Source organism: Pantoea sp. MBD-2R, from assembly GCF_039134845.1.
Classification (GTDB): domain Bacteria; phylum Pseudomonadota; class Gammaproteobacteria; order Enterobacterales; family Enterobacteriaceae; genus Erwinia.
The window spans coordinates 4082028-4098684 of the sequence record NZ_CP152417.1 but is presented as its reverse complement, the minus strand read 5'-3'; the positions used below and the strand labels follow the sequence as shown (position 1 = coordinate 4098684).

Here is a 16657-nt window from a genome sequence, read left to right as displayed (position 1 = left end):
GCGGCCTGACGAAGCAAAATAATTACCCGGACGGGCATATTTCGTCTGCCGTCGAAGCATCAACTTTTCAGCACCCTATAGTGGCATCAACAAGTGCCGATGGAGGAAATTTGATGATTGCCGTACTTTTTGAGGCTGATATCCAGCCAGATCAACAACCGCGTTATTTACAGTTGGCAGCACAACTCAAGCCGCTGCTGGCTGAAATTGAAGGCTTCATTGCTATTGAGCGCTTTCAGAGTTTGGCTACGCCAGGAAAAATCCTTTCGCTCTCCTGGTGGCGTGATGAAGCAGCCGTGTTGGCATGGAAAAATAACGTTCTTCATCAGGCGGCTCAGGAGGAAGGTAAATCCGCCATCTTCTCTACTTATCGTATTCGTATAGCCAGCGTTTTCAGGGATTATCAGCGCAATAGTGAGGAGCAATCCTGTGTATGATATTCATATAGTTCTGCGGAATATTCCTGGCGCACTGGCCTCGCTTGGCGGCATTCTGGGGCAAAATGCGGTCGGCCTCGAAGGCGGCGGTCTCTTTTCGGTAGGGGATGAAAGCCACGCGCATTATCTGGTTGAAGACGGTGACAAAGCATTTGCGGTGCTGAGATCCGCAGGATATAACGTCAAGCACCTCCGCCCGGCGTTGATACGAAAGCTAAAACAGGAACGGCCCGGCGAGCTGGGTGAAATAGCAGAAACGCTTTCCCGTCATGGCATTAATATCGTCGTGCAATACAGCGATCACAATAATCGGTTAATTCTACTCACTGACAACGATGCGCTTGCTGGTGAGGTTACTGAAAAATGGAAGGCCACTTTTGAATGAATCGGCTGAAAGAAACTTTATTAGTAGAAGAAAGCGAGACGCTGGAAAACGCGATCTCAATGGTGGCTTCGGCCATGTCCGATCCTTCAAGGGTGAGAATGCTCTGCGCGCTGATGGACGGGCGCGCATGGACTGCGACCGAACTCAGCGTGGCGGCAGATATCGCTGCCTCAACGGCCAGCGCTCATCTGGGCAGGCTGATGGCCGGAAAACTGATCGTTTGCCTCTCACAGGGGCGCCATCGCTACTATCGTCTCGCCGGTCAGGATATTGCCGCACTGATTGAAATGATGATGGGCGTTTCATGGAAGCGCATAGAGCCGCCCGCTACCCGCACACCCTATGCCTTACGCCGCGCCCGTACCTGCTACGATCATCTTGCGGGTGAAGTCGCGGTTGGCATTTATGAATTTATGCAGAACGCGAACTGGATAGCAGCGGATGGCAACAGCATTACTCAGAAAGGCCATAGACAGCTACCACAGCTTGGCGTGGTACTGGATACCACAACGCGACGTAAATCCTGCTGCGGCTGTCTGGACTGGAGCGAGCGGCGTTGTCATCTGGGAGGCGATGCCGGTGCAGCGTTGCTCAGCTGTCTTGTACAGAAAGGCTGGGTGATGCGAACGGCAGGCTATCGAGAAGTGAGCATCACAGAAGAAGGCCGCTCGGCGTTTAAACGCCTGTTTCATATTGACGTGAGCCGCTGAAATATCGTGGTGTACAGGCATAAAAAAACCCGGCAGAACCGCCGGGTTTTTAGCGTGTAAAGCCTGGAAGCTTACAGCGCGCTGATCACCGCCTGTTGCTCAATCAGCTTCACTTTTGCCTGCTCGAACTCGGCCATGCGCTCACGCTCTTTCGCCACAACGGCCTCTGGTGCGCGAGAAACAAAGCCTTCGTTAGAAAGCTTGCCTTCGATCTTGCCGATTTCGATTTCCAGCTTGTTCACTTCCTTCGCCAGACGCTCCAGCTCGGCCGCTTTGTCCACCAGACCCGCCATTGGGATCAGCAGCTCAGCACCGTCGATGATTTTTGTCACCGACACCGGGCCTTTTTCATCAGCGGTCAGACAGGTCAGGCTGTCCAGACGTGCCAGCGTTTTCAGGAAGTTGTGGTTATCGTTAACGCGACGCACCACGTCAGCGCTTGCGCCACGCAGCATCACGTCCAGCGGTTTGGAAGGCGACAGGTTCATTTCAGCACGAATATTACGCACTGCCACAATCGCCTGCTTCAGCCATTCGGTATCGTTCAGCGCAGCTTCATCCACTTTCGCCGTATCGAACGCCGGCATCGGTTGCAGCATGATGGTGTCATCGCTGATGTTCTTCAGCACTTTCACCTGCTGCCAGATGGTTTCGGTGATAAACGGAATGATCGGATGCGCCAGGCGCAGCAGCGCTTCCAGCACAACCACCAGCGTATTACGGGTGCCGCGCAGCTGGGCCTCTGAACCGCCGTTCATCACGGGCTTAGCCAGTTCCAGATACCAGTCGCAGAACTGGTTCCAGGTGAACTCATACAGGATATTGGCGGCGATATCGAAGCGATAGCTGTCCAGCGCGCCACGGTATGCTTTCACCGTCTGGTTGAATTCAGCGAGGATCCAGCGATCCGCCAGCGACAGTTCCAGCTCGCCGCCGTTAAAGCCGCAATCCTGCTCCTGCGTGTTCATCAGCACGAAACGGCTGGCGTTCCACAGCTTGTTACAGAAGTTGCGATAGCCTTCCAGGCGCTTCATATCCCAGTTGATATCACGACCGGTAGAAGCCAGCGCTGCCAGCGTAAAGCGCAGGGCATCGGTGCCGTGCGGCTCAATGCCGTTCGGGAACTGCTTCTCGGTACGCTTACGGATTTTCTCCGCCAGCTGCGGCTGCATCATATTGCCGGTGCGTTTTTCCAGCAGATCTTCCAGCGAAATGCCGTCAACCATATCCAGCGGGTCGATGACGTTGCCTTTCGACTTGGACATCTTCTGGCCTTCCTCGTCGCGGATCAGACCGGTCATATAGACGGTTTTGAACGGCACCTGCGGCTTGCCGTCTTCATCTTTGATAAAGTGCATGGTCAGCATGATCATGCGGGCAATCCAGAAGAAGATGATGTCGAAGCCACTGACCAGCACGCTGGTCGGATGGAAGGTGCTCAGATCCGGCGTTTTTTCTGGCCAGCCGAGCGTGGAGAAGGTCCACAGGCCGGAAGAGAACCAGGTATCCAGCACGTCTTCGTCCTGGTTCAGCACAACTTCTGCGCCCAGGCTGTTTTCCGCACGCACTTCTTCTTCGGTGCGGCCAACGTAGACATTGCCATCAGCATCGTACCAGGCCGGAATGCGATGACCCCACCACAGCTGACGAGAGATGCACCAGTCCTGGATATCACGCATCCAGGAGAAGTACATGTTTTCATACTGCTTCGGCACGAACTGAATATCGCCTTGCTCAACGGCTTCAACCGCAACTTTCGCCAGCGGCGCGGTGCGCACGTACCACTGGTCGGTCAGCATTGGCTCAATCACCACGCCGCCGCGATCGCCGTAAGGCACGGTCAGATCGTGTGGTTTGATTTCATCCAGCAGGCCCAGCGCGTCGATGGCGGCTACGATAGCTTTACGCGCAGCGAAACGTTCCAGATTCTGGAACTCTGCCGGGATAGCCGAATCGTACACGTCAGACTCTTCACCGTTAGTGTCATAGACCTGCGCCGCGTCACGGATATCGCCATCGAAGGTCAGGATATTAATCATCGGCAGGCGATGACGACGACCTACTTCATAGTCGTTGAAGTCGTGCGCAGGCGTGATTTTCACGCAGCCGGTGCCTTTTTCCATATCGGCATGTTCATCGCCAACGATGGGAATACGACGATCGACGAACGGCAACACCACGAATTTGCCAATCAGGTCTTTATAGCGTGGATCTTCCGGGTTAACGGCCACGCCGGTATCGCCCAGCACCGTCTCAGGACGGGTAGTCGCGACCACCAGGTAATCTTTACCTTCAGCGGTTTTTGCGCCGTCGGCCAGCGGATAGCGGATATGCCACATGGAGCCTTTCGACTCGCGGTTTTCCACTTCCAGATCGGAGATAGCGGTACGCAGTTTCGGATCCCAGTTCACCAGGCGCTTGCCACGGTAGATCAGGTTCTCTTTATACAGGCGCACAAACACTTCTTTCACGGCATTGGACAGGCCATCGTCCATGGTGAAGCGTTCGCGCTCCCAGTCCACGGAGTTGCCCAGACGACGCATCTGACGGGTAATGGTGCCGCCTGATTCCGCCTTCCACTGCCAGATTTTTTCGATAAAGGCGTCGCGACCGTAGTCTTTGCGCGTTTTGCCTTCTTCCGCCGCGATTTTACGCTCGACCACCATCTGGGTGGCGATACCGGCATGGTCGGTGCCCGCCTGCCACAGGGTATTTTTTCCCTGCATACGCTGGTAGCGGATCATGGTGTCCATGATGGTTTGCTGGAATGCGTGACCCATATGCAAGCTGCCGGTGACGTTCGGCGGCGGGATCATGATGCAGAAGCTTTCCTGGCTGGTGTCGCCACTTGGCTTGAAGTAGCCCTGCTCTTCCCAGTGCTCGTAAAGCGGCTGTTCGATATCTTGCGGGTTATATGTCTTTTCCATTTCTGCTATGTCGTTGAGGGCGTGGGCGGCGTTGCCGTAGTCAATTGGAATCCAACGCTGCGATACGCTTTATAGCGGTCGCGCGCCAGCTGTTTCAGAGAATCTTCGTAAGGAACGAAGTCTATCACTTCATGGAAAGCGGTGGCAAAATCTGCAAACTGTGGCAGCAGGCTGATCAGCAAATCGCGCGGCGCATTGCCGCGACGTTGCGGCCAGGCAAGCTCCACTGGCGCGCCATATTTCGGCCCTTCGCCCGCAAGATTATGCGGCACAAAAGCATTGGCCGGGCGCTGCCATAACGCTTCATCCAGGCGAATAGCCTGCGCTTCGTCTTCGCAGGCTATCAGCACTCGCGCACCGCCTTTCCAGCGCGCTTCCGCTAAGTCGCAGACCAGCGCCTCAAGGGCGCTGATCCCATCAACCGGCGTATCGCTTTCCAGCAGGTAGAAGGTGGCGTTTTTCATGGTTTAGTCGTCGCCGTTTAAACCGGCGCGGTTCAGCAGGAACTGCGACAGCAGGGCAACAGGACGCCCGGTTGCGCCTTTGGCTTTACCGGAGCGCCATGCGGTACCGGCGATATCCAGATGTGCCCAGTTATATTTACGGGCGAAACGCGCCAGGAAGCAGGCGGCGGTAATCGCACCGCCAGGACGGCCGCCAATGTTCGCCATATCGGCAAAATTGGAGTCCAGCTGCTCCTGATACTCATCGGCCATCGGCAGACGCCATGCGCGATCGCCAGCCTGTTCGGAAGCGCCAATCAGCTCGTGAGCCAGCGGGTTGTGGTTCGACAGCAGGCCGCTGATATGGTGGCCCAGCGCAATCACGCAGGCACCGGTCAGCGTAGCAACGTCGATGACCACGTCCGGATCGAAACGCTCAACGTAGGTCAGCGCGTCGCACAGCACCAGGCGACCTTCCGCATCGGTATTCAATACTTCCACCGTCTGGCCGGACATGGTGGTCAGTACGTCGCCCGGACGATAAGCCCGGCCGCCAGGCATGTTTTCACAGCCGGCCAGCACGCCTACCACGTTCAGCGGCAGGTTAAGTTCAGCGACCATGCGCATCACGCCATAAACGGACGCGGCGCCGCACATGTCATATTTCATCTCGTCCATGGCTTCGCCTGGCTTGATGGAAATACCGCCGGAATCAAAAGTGACCCCTTTGCCGACCAGCACGATAGGGCGCACGTCCGCATCCGGGTTGCCTTTGTATTCAATCACCGACATCAGCGATTCGTTCTGCGATCCCTGGCCGACCGCGAGATAGGCATTCATGCCCAGCTCTTTCATTTGCTGCTCGCCAATCACGCGCGTGGTGACGTTTTTGCTGTAGGCATCCGCCAGCTGACGGGCCTGAGAAGCCAGATAGGCGGCGTTACAGATGTTGGGCGGCATATTGCCAAGATCTTTGGCCGCCTTCACGCCGGCAGCAACGGCCAGACCGTGCTGGATTGCGCGCTCGCCGCTGGTTAATTCACGGCGCGTTGGCACGTTAAAGACCATTTTACGTAATGGGCGACGCGGCTCGACTTTGTTGCTTTTCAGCTGGTCAAAGCAGTACAGCGTCTCTTTGGAGGTTTCAACCGCCTGGCGGACTTTCCAGTAGGTGTTACGGCCTTTAACATGCAGCTCGGTCAGGAAGCAAACCGCTTCCATTGAGCCGGTGTCATTCAGCGTATTGATGGTTTTTTGAATAACCTGCTTATACTGACGCTCATCCAGTTCGCGCTCTTTGCCACAGCCGATCAGCAAGATACGCTCGGAGAGAATATTTGGCACATGATGCAGCAGCAACGTTTGCCCGACTTTCCCTTCCAGTTCACCGCGGCGCAACAGGGCGCTAATGTAGCCATCGCTGATTTTATCCAGCTGTTCAGCAATCGGTGACAGTCTGCGCGGCTCGAATACGCCGACCACAATACAGGCACTGCGCTGCTTTTCCGGGCTACCGCTTTTTACACTGAACTCCATGCACTCTCCTGAATCTTAAAGACAACGGCGCCAGCTGCGGCTAGAATGTAGCGCTTATCAACCGCATAATGCTGCGGGCGTTAGATTTGGTTTTGATGATTTTTTGAATTCGTTCGAATTTTTTTACATCACCGAAACACGATTGTTGTCATACTAGTTTAGCTATGAACGAGGCCATTGATAGAAAAAATGGCGTATAAGCGATGAAACTATCGATTTTCCTGCAAAAAGACAAGTTTTCACAGGCGTATTCAGCGTGATCATCATTAGATATCTGGTAAGGGAAACGCTCAAAAGCCAGCTGGCTATCCTGTTTATTCTGCTGCTGATCTTCTTTTGTCAGAAGTTAGTCAGGATCCTGGGAGCCGCGGCGGATGGACAGATCCCCACAAATTTAGTTCTGACATTATTGGGTCTTGGGGTTTCAGAGATGGCGCAGCTCATCCTGCCTCTAAGCCTGTTTTTAGCCATTTTAATGACTCTTGGTCGTTTATACACCGAGAGTGAAATCACCGTGATGCATGCCTGCGGCCTCAGTAAGGCTGTATTGGTTAAAGCGGCGATGGTCCTGATGCTGTTCACAGCGGTGGTGGCGGCGGCCAACGTCGCGTGGCTCGGCCCCTGGTCGGCGCGTTACCAGAACGAGGTAACGAAAAACGCCAAGGCCAATCCGGGCGCGGCCGCGCTGGCGGCAGGGCAGTTCCAGCAGTCGGGCGACGGCCAGTCCGTGATGTTTATCGAGAACGTCAAAGGCAATAATTTCGGCAATGTCTTCCTGGCGCAGCTGCGGCCAAAAGGCAACGCGCGTCCGTCCGTCGTGCTGGCGGATAAAGGACACATGACGCAGCGTGCGGATGGTTCGCAGGTTGTGACGCTGGATAAAGGCACGCGTTTCGAAGGCACCGCGCTGCTGCGTGATTTCCGCATCACTGATTTTGAAAATTATCAGGCGATTGTGGGCCATCAGGAAGTGGTGCTGGATCCGAACGATGCCGAACAGATGGGCTTCAGTACGTTAAGGCATTCGCCAAGACCGGAATTCCGCAGCGAGCTGCACTGGCGCCTGACGCTGGTCTTCTCGGTACTGGTCATGGCGCTGATGGTGGTGCCGCTGAGCGTGGTCAATCCACGTCAGGGACGCGTGCTGTCGATGCTGCCAGCAATGCTGCTTTATTTGGTGTTCTTCCTGCTGCAAAGCTCGCTGCGTTCCAGCGGGGCAAAAGGGCGGTTAGATCCGGCCATCTGGATGTGGGTGGTGAATATCGCTTATCTGGCGCTGGCCGTACTGCTTAACCTGTGGGATACGGTGCCGATGCGGCGTCTGCGTGCCCGCTTCAGTAAGGGAGGCTCCGTCTGATGTTCGGCGTTCTCGACAGATATATCGGTAAAACGATTTTCAACACTATTATGGCGACGCTGTTTATGCTGGTGTCGCTCTCCGGCATCATCAAGTTTGTCGATCAGCTGCGGAAAACTGGCCAGGGCGACTACACCGCGGTGGGTGCCGGCCTGTACACCATTCTCAGCGTGCCGAAAGATATTGAAATCTTCTTCCCGATGGCGGCGCTGTTAGGTGCGCTGCTGGGCTTAGGGACGCTGGCACAGCGTAGCGAGCTGGTGGTGATGCAGGCTTCCGGCTTCACCCGTATGCAGATTGCAGCTTCGGTAATGAAAACCGCAATCCCACTGGTTATCCTGACCATGGCCATTGGCGAGTTTGTTGCGCCGCAGGGCGAGCAGATGGCGCGTAACTATCGCGCTCAGCAGCTGCTGGGCGGTTCGCTGCTCTCCACGCAAAACGGCCTGTGGGCGAAAGATGGCAACAACTTCATCTTTATTGAAAGCCTGAAGGACAATAACGAGCTGGGCGGCGTCAGTATTTACAGCTTTAACCCGGAGCGTCGCTTACAGTCGGTACGTTATGCGGCTACGGCGAAATACAATGCGGATAAAAAGGTCTGGGATTTGGCCGAAGTGGACGAATCCAATCTGCAGGATGCGAAACAGGTTACGGGCAGCCAGACGTTAAGCGGTGAATGGAAAACGACGTTGACGCCGGATAAGCTCGGCGTGGTGGCGCTGGATCCTGACGCATTGTCGATTAGCGGACTGTATAACTACACCAAATATCTTAAGCAGAGCGGACAGGTTGCGGGACGCTATCAGCTGAATATGTGGAGCAAAATCTTCCAGCCGTTATCGGTCGCGGTGATGATGCTGATGGCGCTGTCGTTCATCTTTGGCCCGCTGCGCAGCGTGTCGATGGGGATGCGCGTCGTTACCGGCATCAGCTTTGGCTTCCTGTTCTACGTGCTGGACCAGATCTTTGGCCCACTCAGCCTGGTTTACAATATCCCGCCGGTGCTGGGCGCGCTGCTGCCAAGCGCCGCGTTTATGGCGATCAGCATCTATCTGCTGCTGAAACGCCGCTAGTTCCCTGCCGCCACAGGCTTCCTGTGGCGGCATGCCCTCCAGCCTCTCCTTATCCTTGTCCTGTTTTTCGCCTGCCGTTTCGTATTAATCCTGGTATTAACAAGGCATCATGAAATTAACCAGGATATATCCGTATTGACTTTCAATTATTTAAAGCGAAACGGCACGGTGTTCTAAATAAGCATAAAGTTCAATTTAATTATCAAAAAAAGCATTTGTATATATTCCTTCAGGATATACAAAATCTGTTACATGTTGCGTGATAATTAAAAGTGCGAAATGCGATTCAACGACTATCATTATTTGTGTGTGCAACACAACGTGACGGTGAGCAAAAAGTTGATTTAGCCAGATGGCAAATTTTCACCTTCTCTAAGGTAAAGTTTATGGGAAATAAAAACGCGCCACTCGCTAAAAATATGGAACATGTTGAAACGATGCCACTTGCCGAAGAGCAGGCAGAAATTGCCACTCATCGCAAGGTCGACAGCCGCGTGCAGCTTACGCGCTCCACCCATGAGGTAGAGAAGCTGCTGCAAGCTGAACTGACGCATGAGCATGTTGAAATTAAACATGTTGCAAAAAACTGTCCGGTTGCAGATGACTATTCTGCTGAGGTTCGTCAGGAAGGGGATGTGTTTATTATTCCCGTCATTGAAGAACAGGTAGAAATAGTCAGAAGGAAAGTGCTTAAGGAAGAAATACATATCCACAAGCATATACATAAAGAAGAGTTTCAGCAGAGCGTCACTCTGCGTAATCAGGAAGTCAAAATTACGAAGAAGAAACTTTAACGTCAAACCTGTTAACGAGGATCTATTTATGTCACATGAAAAAATTGTCACCGCATTCAATCAGGTAACCCAGGCTGAGGCGGCAAAACAGAAATTGATCGTCGAAGGTATTGCAGAAAAAAATATTGATATCATCTCTGGCGAAAGATTACGCGTTGAAGATAAAGAGATTCGTCATCCAAGCTTCTGGCAGCGCCTGTTTGGCGATGATGTTGACGATAACTACGCAAGTGAATACAGCAAAGCGCTGCGTTCAGGCGGCGTACTGCTGACAGTACGCGCCCCGAAAGATCAGGCCGACCATATCGAGCATGAACTGAGCGCTTTTGCCGCTGATTACTCTTCACTGCATGCAAACGATCGCGACCCAATCAATCGTGATTTTGCCGGGGAAACCAACGATTTGGGCACCAATCAGCGTGCGGCGACCGGGCTGGCCAGTGATGAAAACATCATTAACCCAAACGGGCCACTTACCAATACCAATACCAATACCAATACCAATACCGACACCACAGCGAACACCTTAGGCAACACCAACTCGCTGACGGGCGATCGTGCGGTTTCCGAAACCAACCGTGAATCCCTGAAGCTGGCTGAAGAGCAGGTGGATATTGGTAAACGTCAGATTAATGATGGCTCTGTACGTCTGCGCCGCTTTACGGTAGAAGATGAAGTGGCTGAAGACGTGTCGCTATTCGACCAACATGCTGAAGTGTTCCGTACCGCAGTCGACGAGCCGGCGTATTTGAATGATGTGGACTGGTCAGATAAAACCATCTCGGTGGAAGAGTCTCATGAGATCCCGACCATTGAGAAAACCGCCCGCGTGAAAGAAGAAGTGGGCCTGCGCGGTGAAGAAACTGCCCGCGTCGAGACCGTAAAAGATACCGTGCGTCGTCAGGAAGTGGAAGTCGAGCACAGCAATGAGAATCGTCTGCGCGATGATAAGCTCAATGCCGAAAATCCTTTGCGTGACGACAAACTGACCGACAAGAAATACTAAGTCGGCCACCTCGTGTAGCCGCTCCTGACAACGGCTACAAAAAGAAGCCCGCCCTGTTTATCTCAGCAGGGCGGGCAGCTGCGACATTGCCCACAGCAGCAAACCAATGGCACCGCCCACAACGGTGCCATTGATGCGTATACGCTGCAAATCCCTGCCGATATTCAACTCCACCTGATAAGACATATCTTTTGCATCCCAGCTTTTCACCGTATCGCTGATATGACGGCTTAAAAACGCCGAGAACTCTGGCGCAACGCTGACGGCGGCCTCTTCCATATGCTGATTAAGCGATGCTCTTACCTGCCGGTCCTGCATTAACGTCTCGCCAAACCATTGTCCCGCTGCGCTTACCTTAGCGTGCAGCGTGGAATCTGTTTTATCCAAATCCTCTTTAAGCCAGCGGCGCAGATCGCCCCACAGCTGACTGATGTAAGTATTCAGCGCCTCGTCCTGCTTGAGATACGCTTTGATCTCTTCCGCTTTTAGCTGCATTTCCGGATCGTGGCGCAGACGCTCAATCAGCCGCTCCACAGCGCGGTTAAACCCCTGACGCAGCTCGTGTGTTCCATCCTGTTCGATATCGTTAAGAATCGACTTCACGGCGTTAGCGGCAAGCTCGGCACTCTTTTCTCCCACCCATTCGGTCGGCAACATTTTCTCTTTGATCGGATGTTCGCGTTTCAGCCAGCGCATTACCTGAAGCGCAATAAACTCGTGCGTGGCAGGTTTGTTAATCAGCTGGAGCAGCTGGCTGATAGCATCGTCCAGCAGTGCCTGATGACGGTTATTTTTGGTCAGGCTTTCCAACACCATCGCTGCCGACTGCGACAGATCGACCTTATCAATGGCTTTGTGAATCGCGCGACGCATAAAGGCCTGGATGCGCTGGTCGTCGGCCAGATCGAGAAAACCGCGCACCATTTTCAGCAGATAACCGCTTAGCCTTGCTGCGTTCACCGGCGTACTCAGCCAGTTAGCGATGATTTGCGCCGGATCGTGACGGCGGATCAGCGCCAGCAGCGAATCGGTATTGAGGAATTTATCCTGCACGAACAGCGCAAGGTTATCGGCAATGCGATCTTTGTTGCGCGGAATAATGGCGGTATGACGGCCAACCAGCGGGATCGGCACGCGGCGGAACAGCGCGCTGACCGCGAACCAGTCGGCTAACGCACCCACCATCGACGCTTCTGAGACAGCTTTTAGCGCGCTAACCCAGGCGTTGGCCGGAAACCAGAGTGGATAAAGGACGGTCGCGATAAACAGGATTGCAGCCGCACAGAGCAGCAACAGCGGCAGACGTTTGGCTCTCGCCAGTTCGGTTTCTTTATTCATCAAAGCGTCATACTCCTGGTCGGGCCAAATCGGTTAAATCGCTGACGGCCTGATCGGCCTCAGCAATGGGGTTCATCAGTAAAAATCGCTATCCAGGGTACGTTGCTCTGAATAGCTGTTTAACTGCCAGCGGTTAAAATCAACATGGAACTGCGCTTTATCACCGTGAATAACATCGGCAATCACGCCTTCGTGGACTTGTCCGGTTTTACTGCGCCAGCTGGCGATTAATGCTGGCTGTCCTGCCTTTTTCTCTACTCTTAGCCAGACAGCATCCAGTATTTCATCGCCACGTACCTGCTGGCCGTTATCAAATTTTAGCTGCGTAATGGCTGCTGGCGTCATCATCAGCGTAGTGATCCAGGCTTTACGATCGGTGGTTTGAAAGAAGTCGCTAACCCGCTGTAACCGGGCCGCGCTAACGGGCTTCGCTTTTACCACCGCATCGACCAGCTCTGCATTGCCCATCAGGTTCTCCGGCTGTATTGAGCTGTCAACGTTGTTACCCAGGCTCAGGTAAAAAGCGGGCTTTTCATCCGTGAAGCTGCGGATTGTAGCCTCAAGTCCTGCGTCGATTTGCGTGGAGATAAGCCCGGCTGCGACGGGAATTTTCTGCGGCGACGCCTTCAGGCTCTGACTGATTCGGGCAAAGATTAAAAGCTTATAGCTGCCTGAGGATTCCGGCGTTTCCTGTTTTTTCAGTTCGGCAATCAGGTCATCGATAGCGGGGCCATCTGCGCCGATACTTATAAGATATTTCGCCAGCTCCACGCGATCGTCGGCACGCTTAAAGCTGTTCATCTTTTCCTGAGCAAACTTCCGCGCACGCTGTTCATCGAACAGTTTGACGTTTTGAAACGCGTCCATCAGCATGTTTTCATTATAATGTGCCTTGTTGTCATTGATGATATTCAGCGCCAGAGGGTAGAGAGAACGATCGCGCCGCATGGCATACATTACATAAGCGCGTTTGCTGTTGCTGTAATCATTGTTGGTCAGAATATCGACAATCTGTTTGCCCGTCCGATCTTCAGACATCCAGCCGAACATGCCCCGGCTTTTAACTACCATATTCAGAGCATCGCTAAACTGAGCATCGTCGGTCGCGGGATCAAGGATCAACGCCATCAGGCGGGCTTTTTCTGCCGGCGTCAGCGTGACGTGACCCAGACCAACTCCTCGCATGTTGTCGCGAGCGCTGCGTACCGTTAAGGAATCGAGCAGGGCGCTGGTACGCAGGTCGTTCAGAATTTTATGGCTGCCGGTGTCGTTATCGCTGTCTTCAAAACGCAGCCAGTTACGCACATTGTCCGTGGCGATTGCCGTTATCTTGTTGCTGATGCCGTTGATGCCAATAAAGCTGGCAGCGGCAATAACAAAAGCGAGCACGGTAAAAATACCCAATATCCAGTTGCGCGTATGGTCCAGTACCGCCATGGTTTTGGTGATGGCGCTGTCGGTGATTTCCGCTTTAGCCAGATCGATTCTGTCGCTGACCTGCTGCAACAGACGCAGATTTTCTTCACGCAGCTTTTCCAGCTCGGCTTTGTGCTGCTGCGCATCGCGTTCGGCGAGCAGCGTTGTTAAATCCTTTTGCATCGTTATCTCACAGAAGAAAAAGTTAACATTTGGCGGCTAACGATAATGCAGGCTGACCGCATAAGATGCAAACCACAGCCGTGGATACCTGAGGATTAACTCTTTGCAAACAGCGAGAGAGGGCTGGCAGAGATCGCGAAATCCTGTAATTTATTTAATTTTGCGGCGGGAGAAAAAAATGGAAGCGAACCTTATTGCAGTAGCGACGATTGGCGGTGCGCTGGCGTTAGGCGCGATGAGTCCGGGCCCCAGTTTCATTTTGGTAGCGCGTACGGCAGTGGCCTCTTCAAGACGAGCGGGTATGGGCGCGGCGCTGGGAATGGGCGTGGGTTCAATCGTGATTTCCCTGGTTGCGTTGATGGGGCTGCACACGTTGCTGGCCGCAGTGCCCTGGCTGTGGCTGATATTAAAGACCGGCGGCGGTATTTATCTGCTGTGGATGGCGTTTAAGATGTTCCGTCACGCCCGTGAGCCGCTGCAAGTTGAATCTGACGCCTCTGCCGGTAAAAGCTTTCGCCGCGCTTTTCTCACCGCTTTCGGCACGCAGATCAGCAACCCGAAAACGGCGGTGGTATTCGCCGGGATTTTTGCCGCGCTGTTGCCGAGCCATATCACGCCAGTGATGTATGTGGCGCTGCCGATCGTATCGATGCTGGTGGATGGTCTGTGGTATGCGTTTGTCGCGTATGCGCTTTCTTCAAGCGGGCCGCGTAATACCTATCTGCGCTTTAAGACTACCTTCGACCGGATTGGCGGCAGCGTGATGGCGATGCTGGGGATCAAGCTGATAGTGAAGTAATGAGGGGGTTGTCTGTAAGTTCTGTGTCTGCGCAGGGAACACGCTGCTTGATCGGTATTGTCTGCAAGACGCGTTTGCTGAAAGTCTGGTGTCCCCTGCGCTTTGCGGGTTGGCGCTGCCTGTTAAATATATTCGCTGAAGGTATAGTTATTAATTTCTGGCTGAATGGACGTTGCAGAGTCATTTCAGGAAAATTGAGAGCGGCATTACGAAACCAGGCATTGCCCGCCTGCTGAATAAAGAAACGATAACCTTAATTTTGCTCTGGCGGTATCATCTCCTTCAATGGAAAAAAAGATAATATAATGACAAGGAGTGTCACCATGGTACAGTCGGGTAATCTGAATAAAAAGGTCACTTCGTTTTCAGTAGATGCCGGAAAATCGAAAACCAGCGGCGGAGGTGGGGATATGGAATCCCGTATAGCCAAACTTGAATCTGATGTTGAGAATATCAAAGTCAATATTATTGATATTAAAGAAGATGTGCGTGAGCTTCGTGTAGAAGTTAAAGGGGCAGAAACCAGCTTACGCAAGGAAATCAAAGACGTAGAAACCAGCTTACGCAAGGAAATCAAAGGGGTGGAAACCAGTTTACGTGAGGAAGTCAAAGCCGTAGAAACCAGCTTACGTAAGGAAATCAAAGACGTAGAAACCAGCTTACTTAAGGAAATCAAAGGGGTGGAAACCAGTTTACGTGGGGAAGTCAAAGGAGTAGAAACCAGCTTACGTGGTGATATAAGAAGCCTGGAAACTAACTTGCGCAGAGATATGAAAACAGATTTCCGCCTGATGTTTAGCGCGCTTATTACCTCAGTGTTGGGGCTTGCTGCCCTGATGGCTAAAGGTTTTCAGTGGCTATAATTAACAGTAACGCTTCTGCTTAATAAAAGATATGTCGCAATAAAAAGGCATGCGTTATTTAACAAGTTCTCTTAATAAAAATATTGATAATAGCTTGATTTTGGTAAGTGGATTTTACCTGGGCACTATTTGACAGATGTTTGCGGCAAATATTCCCCACGCTTCAGGAAAATCCTGAAGCGTGGGAAACATGATGATCCGGGAAAGCAGGCGAGGGGACAGCCCCGCTGGTTTATTAAGAGATAAACTGTTTGCTCTGCTTCAGCACCAGATCGCAGGCTTTGGTTTTTACCTTCTTGCCCAGCTCGGTATTGCCCAGGCTTTTCAGATTCACCTGCTGATCGTTACCGGTGTTCAGCAAGCCCATCAGCCCCTGTTTGTAGTCGGTGGTTTCCTGCGCCTTGGTCGTATCAGTCAGGCCCAGCTTGCTCATCAGCTGATCTTTCACCGAACTGACATTGTTATCGACGACGTTGTTCTTCACACAGTATTGCAGCACGCCGGCCGCATTGGTCATGCTGTTGGAGCTGAGCTGCTGATTGCCGCCGTTCAGCAAGCCAGTCAGCGCGCCCAGCGAAGTGCCGCTGTTCTGCTGTGTCGTCGTCGTGCCCGAGTTACTGTTCTGGCTAAGCGTGTTGGCCGCGCTGCTAAGCTGATCCTGCCAGCTGGCTGCCGAAGCCACGCCAGCAAACAAGGAAGAAGAAACCGTTAATGCCAACATCATTTTAGTTGAAGCTTTCATTTTTATACCCTTTCAAAGTTATCTGACGCGATGAAACCCCATCACGCGCCGATCTCCACACTCGGACTGCGGGAATAGTGCGGAGTTCCCTGGCAAACCCTGCTAAGGATTCAGGAAAAGCGGCTTTAAGAGTAGTCCTGGAAACGCGTACGCACCTGGCAAGTTTTCCTCAGGGCGAGGATGTCAGAAAAATCGGCGTCGAGTAGCTGGCAGCATTGGTGAAATGGTAAATAGCGCCTTTTACCGAGAGACGCATAACGCTGTTGGTTATGTCTACTTTTGTGTTCTCGTCAGAGGCTGAAAGAAACATCTGACGAGCGAGTTCTTATGCCTGGCAGATGCAGCCCATTACCTTACCTGCAATGAAAGTGTTCCCTGCGAGAGATGATAGTTAATTGGGCAGGTGAGGCAGGTTTATGAATGGAAAAGGGAGAGTGGTATCGTCTTTTGCTGCATTTTCCATCAGTTGCACGTTCGAACGCGGATAGGGGTTGCGGAAACAGAGGGTAAAGGTATAATCCACAACGTTTTCCGCATACCCTTCAGTGCCGAAGTGGCGAAATCGGTAGACGCAGTTGATTCAAAATCAACCGCCGCAAGGCGTGCCGGTTCGATTCCGGCCTTCGGCACCAGTATCCTGTCCAT

Annotated in this window: 15 protein-coding genes and 1 tRNA gene; 10 read left to right on the top strand and 6 right to left on the bottom strand. The window is 52.9% G+C overall.

Annotated elements, in window-relative coordinates:
- Positions 1-113: 113 nt before the first annotated feature.
- The 3 genes from AAGQ96_RS18775 to AAGQ96_RS18765 are packed head-to-tail and all read left to right on the top strand — an operon-like array spanning position 114 to position 1532.
- Positions 114-437 (top strand): antibiotic biosynthesis monooxygenase, encoded by a 324-nt coding sequence (locus tag AAGQ96_RS18775; RefSeq protein WP_342754325.1) that lies wholly within the window; start codon positions 114-116, stop codon positions 435-437.
- The gene (locus tag AAGQ96_RS18770; protein WP_342754324.1) at positions 430-822 is read left to right on the top strand and encodes an amino acid-binding protein; all 393 of its coding nucleotides are present in this window, start codon (positions 430-432) and stop codon (positions 820-822) included. The genes AAGQ96_RS18775 and AAGQ96_RS18770 overlap by 8 nt, the downstream gene beginning before the upstream one ends.
- On the top strand, positions 819-1532 hold the full coding sequence (locus AAGQ96_RS18765; RefSeq protein WP_342754323.1) for a winged helix-turn-helix domain-containing protein: 714 nt from the start codon (positions 819-821) through the stop codon (positions 1530-1532). Before AAGQ96_RS18770 ends, AAGQ96_RS18765 begins: the two co-directional genes overlap by 4 nt.
- Positions 1533-1603: 71 nt before the next feature.
- Here AAGQ96_RS18765 and AAGQ96_RS18760 read toward each other — a convergent pair whose 3' ends face one another.
- Genes AAGQ96_RS18760 through pepA form a run of 3 tightly spaced genes read right to left on the bottom strand, consistent with a single transcriptional unit; the run spans position 1604 to position 6438 of the window.
- Positions 1604-4459, bottom strand: coding sequence for a valine--tRNA ligase (locus tag AAGQ96_RS18760; protein WP_342754322.1), 2856 nt, complete (start codon positions 4457-4459; stop codon positions 1604-1606).
- Positions 4460-4464: 5 nt separating this feature from the next.
- Positions 4465-4923: a DNA polymerase III subunit chi gene (locus tag AAGQ96_RS18755; RefSeq protein ID WP_147199958.1), complete on the bottom strand. Its 459-nt coding sequence runs from the start codon at positions 4921-4923 to the stop codon at positions 4465-4467.
- A gap of 3 nt (positions 4924-4926) precedes the next feature.
- Positions 4927-6438: a leucyl aminopeptidase gene (gene pepA, locus AAGQ96_RS18750; RefSeq protein WP_147199957.1), complete on the bottom strand. Its 1512-nt coding sequence runs from the start codon at positions 6436-6438 to the stop codon at positions 4927-4929.
- Positions 6439-6694: 256 nt separating this feature from the next.
- On the opposite strand from pepA, the gene lptF reads away from it, so the two are divergent.
- The 4 genes from lptF to AAGQ96_RS18730 all read left to right on the top strand — a co-directional run bounded on the left by lptF (position 6695) and on the right by AAGQ96_RS18730 (position 10671).
- Complete coding sequence (gene lptF, locus AAGQ96_RS18745; RefSeq protein ID WP_342754321.1) at positions 6695-7795, top strand: LPS export ABC transporter permease LptF; 1101 nt, start codon at positions 6695-6697, stop codon at positions 7793-7795.
- Entirely contained in the window at positions 7795-8871 is a 1077-nt protein-coding gene (gene lptG / locus AAGQ96_RS18740; RefSeq protein WP_342754320.1) for an LPS export ABC transporter permease LptG, read from the top strand. The genes lptF and lptG overlap by 1 nt, the downstream gene beginning before the upstream one ends.
- Before the next feature lie 386 nt (positions 8872-9257).
- Entirely contained in the window at positions 9258-9665 is a 408-nt protein-coding gene (locus AAGQ96_RS18735) for a YsnF/AvaK domain-containing protein (protein ID WP_342754319.1), read from the top strand.
- A 28-nt stretch (positions 9666-9693) separates the two neighbouring features.
- Positions 9694-10671 carry a YsnF/AvaK domain-containing protein gene (locus tag AAGQ96_RS18730; protein WP_342754318.1) on the top strand — a complete coding sequence of 326 codons (978 nt, stop codon included), beginning with the start codon at positions 9694-9696 and terminating at the stop codon, positions 10669-10671.
- Positions 10672-10728: 57 nt separating this feature from the next.
- Here AAGQ96_RS18730 and AAGQ96_RS18725 read toward each other — a convergent pair whose 3' ends face one another.
- On the bottom strand, positions 10729-12009 hold the full coding sequence (locus AAGQ96_RS18725) for a DUF445 family protein (protein ID WP_342754317.1): 1281 nt from the start codon (positions 12007-12009) through the stop codon (positions 10729-10731).
- A 75-nt stretch (positions 12010-12084) separates the two neighbouring features.
- Complete coding sequence (locus AAGQ96_RS18720; RefSeq protein ID WP_342754316.1) at positions 12085-13608, bottom strand: hypothetical protein; 1524 nt, start codon at positions 13606-13608, stop codon at positions 12085-12087.
- 178 nt (positions 13609-13786) lie between these two features.
- Here AAGQ96_RS18720 and AAGQ96_RS18715 point away from each other — a divergent pair, with 178 nt between their 5' ends.
- Together AAGQ96_RS18715 and AAGQ96_RS18710 are read left to right on the top strand one after the other, a co-directional pair.
- Positions 13787-14407, top strand: a complete 621-nt coding sequence (locus AAGQ96_RS18715) for a LysE family transporter (protein WP_342754315.1) — start codon at positions 13787-13789, stop codon at positions 14405-14407.
- Positions 14408-14730: 323 nt separating this feature from the next.
- Positions 14731-15270: a hypothetical protein gene (locus AAGQ96_RS18710; protein WP_342754314.1), complete on the top strand. Its 540-nt coding sequence runs from the start codon at positions 14731-14733 to the stop codon at positions 15268-15270.
- Between the two features lie 235 nt (positions 15271-15505).
- On the opposite strand, the gene AAGQ96_RS18705 is transcribed toward AAGQ96_RS18710, so the two are convergent.
- The gene (locus AAGQ96_RS18705) at positions 15506-16012 is read right to left on the bottom strand and encodes a DUF2501 domain-containing protein (protein ID WP_342754313.1); all 507 of its coding nucleotides are present in this window, start codon (positions 16010-16012) and stop codon (positions 15506-15508) included.
- A 547-nt stretch (positions 16013-16559) separates the two neighbouring features.
- Between AAGQ96_RS18705 and AAGQ96_RS18700 the strand changes: the two genes are divergently transcribed.
- Positions 16560-16644, top strand: a tRNA-Leu gene (locus AAGQ96_RS18700).
- The last annotated feature ends 13 nt before the right edge of the window (positions 16645-16657 follow it).

Bases quoted from the DNA above. Each gene is read 5' to 3' on its own strand.
- AAGQ96_RS18775 (WP_342754325.1), top strand. From the start codon at position 114: ATGATTGCCGTACTTTTTGAGGCTGATATCCAGCCAGATCAACAACCG.
- AAGQ96_RS18765 (WP_342754323.1), top strand. From the start codon at position 819: ATGAATCGGCTGAAAGAAACTTTATTAGTAGAAGAAAGCGAGACGCTG.
- AAGQ96_RS18760 (WP_342754322.1), bottom strand. From the start codon at position 4,459: ATGGAAAAGACATATAACCCGCAAGATATCGAACAGCCGCTTTACGAG.
- AAGQ96_RS18755 (WP_147199958.1), bottom strand. From the start codon at position 4,923: ATGAAAAACGCCACCTTCTACCTGCTGGAAAGCGATACGCCGGTTGAT.
- pepA (WP_147199957.1), bottom strand. From the start codon at position 6,438: ATGGAGTTCAGTGTAAAAAGCGGTAGCCCGGAAAAGCAGCGCAGTGCC.
- lptG (WP_342754320.1), top strand. From the start codon at position 7,795: ATGTTCGGCGTTCTCGACAGATATATCGGTAAAACGATTTTCAACACT.
- AAGQ96_RS18735 (WP_342754319.1), top strand. From the start codon at position 9,258: ATGGGAAATAAAAACGCGCCACTCGCTAAAAATATGGAACATGTTGAA.
- AAGQ96_RS18730 (WP_342754318.1), top strand. From the start codon at position 9,694: ATGTCACATGAAAAAATTGTCACCGCATTCAATCAGGTAACCCAGGCT.
- AAGQ96_RS18725 (WP_342754317.1), bottom strand. From the start codon at position 12,009: ATGAATAAAGAAACCGAACTGGCGAGAGCCAAACGTCTGCCGCTGTTG.
- AAGQ96_RS18720 (WP_342754316.1), bottom strand. From the start codon at position 13,608: ATGCAAAAGGATTTAACAACGCTGCTCGCCGAACGCGATGCGCAGCAG.
- AAGQ96_RS18715 (WP_342754315.1), top strand. From the start codon at position 13,787: ATGGAAGCGAACCTTATTGCAGTAGCGACGATTGGCGGTGCGCTGGCG.
- AAGQ96_RS18710 (WP_342754314.1), top strand. From the start codon at position 14,731: ATGGTACAGTCGGGTAATCTGAATAAAAAGGTCACTTCGTTTTCAGTA.
- AAGQ96_RS18705 (WP_342754313.1), bottom strand. From the start codon at position 16,012: ATGAAAGCTTCAACTAAAATGATGTTGGCATTAACGGTTTCTTCTTCC.